This window comes from Methylorubrum sp. POS3, assembly GCF_043352485.1.
Lineage (GTDB): Bacteria > Pseudomonadota > Alphaproteobacteria > Rhizobiales > Beijerinckiaceae > Methylobacterium > Methylobacterium suomiense.
Window position 1 is genome coordinate 1 of the sequence record NZ_JAPRBT010000006.1, and the last position, 3,218, is coordinate 3,218.

6 protein-coding genes and 1 pseudogene are annotated in these 3,218 nt (G+C 72.1%); all 7 read left to right on the forward strand.

Features of this window, described 5'->3' with window-relative positions; all coding sequences use genetic code 11:
• Positions 1-240, forward strand: a pseudogene (locus tag OWC43_RS23145) (S49 family peptidase); the annotation flags it as partial.
• Positions 241-318: 78 nt separating this feature from the next.
• Complete coding sequence (locus tag OWC43_RS23150) at positions 319-912, forward strand: hypothetical protein (RefSeq protein ID WP_393958642.1); 594 nt, start codon at positions 319-321, stop codon at positions 910-912.
• Positions 913-915: 3 nt separating this feature from the next.
• Positions 916-1,296, forward strand: a complete 381-nt coding sequence (locus OWC43_RS23155) for a head decoration protein (protein WP_393958643.1) — start codon at positions 916-918, stop codon at positions 1,294-1,296.
• 4 nt (positions 1,297-1,300) lie between these two features.
• Positions 1,301-2,362, forward strand: a complete 1,062-nt coding sequence (locus OWC43_RS23160; protein ID WP_171015586.1) for a major capsid protein — start codon at positions 1,301-1,303, stop codon at positions 2,360-2,362.
• Between the two features lie 85 nt (positions 2,363-2,447).
• A complete protein-coding gene (locus OWC43_RS23165; RefSeq protein ID WP_393958644.1) occupies positions 2,448-2,672 on the forward strand; it encodes a hypothetical protein in 225 nt (74 codons plus the stop codon).
• Positions 2,669-3,028 carry a hypothetical protein gene (locus OWC43_RS23170; protein ID WP_393958645.1) on the forward strand — a complete coding sequence of 120 codons (360 nt, stop codon included), beginning with the start codon at positions 2,669-2,671 and terminating at the stop codon, positions 3,026-3,028. Before OWC43_RS23165 ends, OWC43_RS23170 begins: the two co-directional genes overlap by 4 nt.
• The coding region (locus tag OWC43_RS23175; protein ID WP_393958646.1) for a DUF6441 family protein at positions 3,025-3,218 on the forward strand (194 nt) is incomplete at its 3' end. The genes OWC43_RS23170 and OWC43_RS23175, both read left to right, overlap by 4 nt.

Here is a 3,218-nt window from a genome sequence, read left to right on the forward strand (position 1 = left end):
GCGGCCGAGATCCGCGCGCTGCTCGACAGCATCGAGACCCAGTTCATCGCCGACGTCGCCCGCGGCCGCAGCACCACCCCGGCGAAGGTCCATTCCGACTTCGGCGCCGGCGGCGTCAAGGTCGGTGCCGCCGCCGTCGCCGCCGGCATGGCCGACCGCGTCCAGACCTACGAGCGCAGCCTCGCCGACCTGACCCGGACCGCCTCGGCCGAGCGCCGGGCGCGCGCCGCGCGGGGCTGACCCCGCTCACGAGACCCCGCGGCCATCCGGCCCGGCTCCCCGGCGCAAGCCGCGCCGCCCCCAGCAAGGACAGAACCCATGGCCGCCGATCTGGCAGCCCTTCGCCGTGATCGCGCGAAGGCTTCCGCCCGCATGTCCGAGATCGCCGCCGCCGCCCGCGGCCGCTCGATGACCGACGACGAGTTCGCCTCGTTCGAGACCGCCGCCGGCGAGGTCACCCGCCTCGACGGCGCGATCGCCGCCGCCGAGGGGCAGATCGAGACGGCGCGCGAGAGCACGGGCGCGATCGGCCGGGCCGATGCCGCCGAGATCGCCCGGCTCTGCACCGCGGGCGGCGTGCCGGCGATGGCCGCGACGCTGCTGGCCGAGGGCATCGGCGTCGACGAGGCGAGGCAGCGCATCGCCGCCGCCGGCGAAGCCAGGAACCTCGTCGCGCTCGCCCGGGCCAAGGATCCGAGCATCCCCGAGGATCTCGCCGCGACGATGCTCGCCGAGGGCAAGGGCGTCGAGGCGATCCGCGCCGCGCTGTTCGACAAGCTCGTCGCCGGCGAGGCGACCACGTCGATCGCCAGCCACGTCCCGGTCGAGACCGGCCAGGCCGGAGCCGCCGCCTCCTCCGCCAGCATGGCGCGCGAGATCCGGCGCGCCGGCCTCGCCAAGACGGAGGCCTGATCGATGCCGCTGCTCGAAACCGCTCCCGTCGCCTCGGACTGGCTGAAGTCCGAGGCGGAGAACTACCGCTCGCGCGACACCGCGATCGTCGCCGCCGGCGCGGGCAAGCTCAAGTCCGGGCACGTGCTCGGCCGGCTCACGGCGTCCGGCAAGTTCGTCCCCGCCACGGCCGCCAGTTCGGACGGCGCGCAGACCGCCGTCGCCATCCTGGTCTTCCCGGTCGACGCCAGCAGCGCCGACCAGCGGGCCGTGATCGTCGCCCGCGAGGCGACCGCGAGCCACAACGGCCTCGTCTGGGGGCCGACCATCACCGATGCAGCCAAGCGCGCGGCGGCCATCAGCCAGCTGCGGGCGGCGGGCATCCTCGTGCGCGAAGGGGCCTGAGCCGATGGCTGACACGATCCTCGACATCTTCAACCAGGATGCGTTCGCCGCCTCCACCCTGACCGCCAACGTCGCCCTGGTCCCGAACCAGTACGGGCGGATCAACGGGCTCGGCCTGTTCGGCAACGAGCCGGTCCCGACCACGTCGGTCATCGTCACCATCGAGAACGGCGTGCTCAACCTGCTGCCGACCCGCCCGCGCGGCGGACCGGCCTCGCTCGGCACGCGCGGGCGGCAGAAGCCGAAGGCCTTCGTCGTCCCGCACATCCCGCACGAGGACAGCGTGCTGGCCACCGACGTGCAGAACATGCTGGCGGCCTATGGCGGCGGCTTCTCGCTCGAGACCGTGCTCGGCTTCGTCAACCGCAAGCTGATCACGATGCGCAAGAAGCACGCGATCACTCTCGAGCACCTGCGGGTGACGGCCCTGCGCGGCATCGTCCTCGACTACGACGGTTCGCCGATCCTCGACCTGTTCCAGGCATTCGGCGTGAGCGAGAAGGTCGTGGACTTCGCCCTCGGCACGGCCTCGACCGATGTCGGGGCGAAGTGCGACGAGGTGGTCGGCTACATGGAGGACAACCTCCTGGGCGAGACCATGAGCGGCGTGCATGCGCTGGCCTCGCCGGAATGGATGGCGAAGTTCACGAGCCACGCCTCGGTCAAGGAGGCGTTCAAGTACTTCACCGCGACGCAGAACCCGCTGCGCGACAGCGTGCGCAAGGGCTTCTCGTTCAAGGGCATCGTGTTCGAGGAGTACCGCGGCTCGGCCTCCTACGTGCAGGAGGATGGCTCGATGAGCGTGCCGAGCCGGTTCATCCCGGCGGGCGACGTGCGCTTCTTCCCGCTCGGCACCAACGACACCTTCACCAACTACTGGGCGCCGCCCGACTTCTGGAGCGGGGTCAACCAGTCGCCGCTGGCCGACAGTCCGGACGCGGAGGTGTTCGTCGCGCCGCTGGAGCCGAAGAAGTTCGGCAAGGGCGTCGACATCCACACCGAGTCCAACCCGCTGCCGCTGGTCAAGCGTCCGGCGCTGCTGGTGCGCGGCACCACCTCGAACTGATCGAGCGGCCTGCCGGCGCCGCGTCGGCAGGCCTTCCATCCCCTGACGGCCTGCTGCCGCGGGCCACGCCAACGAGGAGGTTGCCGTGCTGCTGCGCGAGAAGGGAAAACCGGACGGCCCGACGGTCGGCATGGGCTGGGACGAGGCCCAGGCCGCCTTGCAGGCCGGCACGCACGAGGTCGCGGAAAGTGGCCGTGCCAGCGGCGGCGAGGCCGGCCCCGGTGAGGAGACCGATGCGAGTCTCGCGCTGGAGGGAGAGGCCGATGCCCAGACCAAGGCCGACCTCGCCGCGGCGTTGCGCCGGGGATGAGCGTCTTCGAGGCCATGGTCGACGCCCAGTTCGAGGATCCCCATCTCGGGCTGGATGCCCGTTGGCGGGTGCGGGGCGAACCGCTTGGTCAGCCGGTTCGCGTCCGCCGGCGCACGCCCGAGGCGATCGTGCCGCTCGACGGCAGGCCCTACGACCTCGACGCCATGCTGATCGAGGTCCGCCTGTCCGAGGTGACCGACCCGGCCGTGACCGATGAGATCGACCTGTTCGACGCCGATGGCGGCGTGAGCGAGACGCTCGTCGTCCTCGGCCTCGCCCGGATCGACCGGCAGCGCCTGGTGCGCACCTGCGAGGTCGAGCTGCGCCAGCCCGTGGCGGATGGGGGTGCCCCGTGAGGTTCACCGCGAGGGCCGGCGATCCGCGCGCGGCACTGAAGGGCACCGACGAACAGATCGCCCGTTCGGTCACCGCGGGCATGCGCGCGGTCACGGACGGGCTGAAGGAAGACCTCCGCGCCGATGTGCGCGAGGCCGGCCTCGGCCAACGCCTCGCCAACACTTGGCGCGGCCAGACCTTTCCGAAGGC

Excerpts from the sequence above, each read along its gene's own strand:
- OWC43_RS23150 (WP_393958642.1), top strand. The coding sequence starts at position 319 with ATGGCCGCCGATCTGGCAGCCCTTCGCCGTGATCGCGCGAAGGCTTCC.
- OWC43_RS23155 (WP_393958643.1), top strand. The coding sequence starts at position 916 with ATGCCGCTGCTCGAAACCGCTCCCGTCGCCTCGGACTGGCTGAAGTCC.
- OWC43_RS23160 (WP_171015586.1), top strand. The coding sequence starts at position 1,301 with ATGGCTGACACGATCCTCGACATCTTCAACCAGGATGCGTTCGCCGCC.
- OWC43_RS23170 (WP_393958645.1), top strand. The coding sequence starts at position 2,669 with ATGAGCGTCTTCGAGGCCATGGTCGACGCCCAGTTCGAGGATCCCCAT.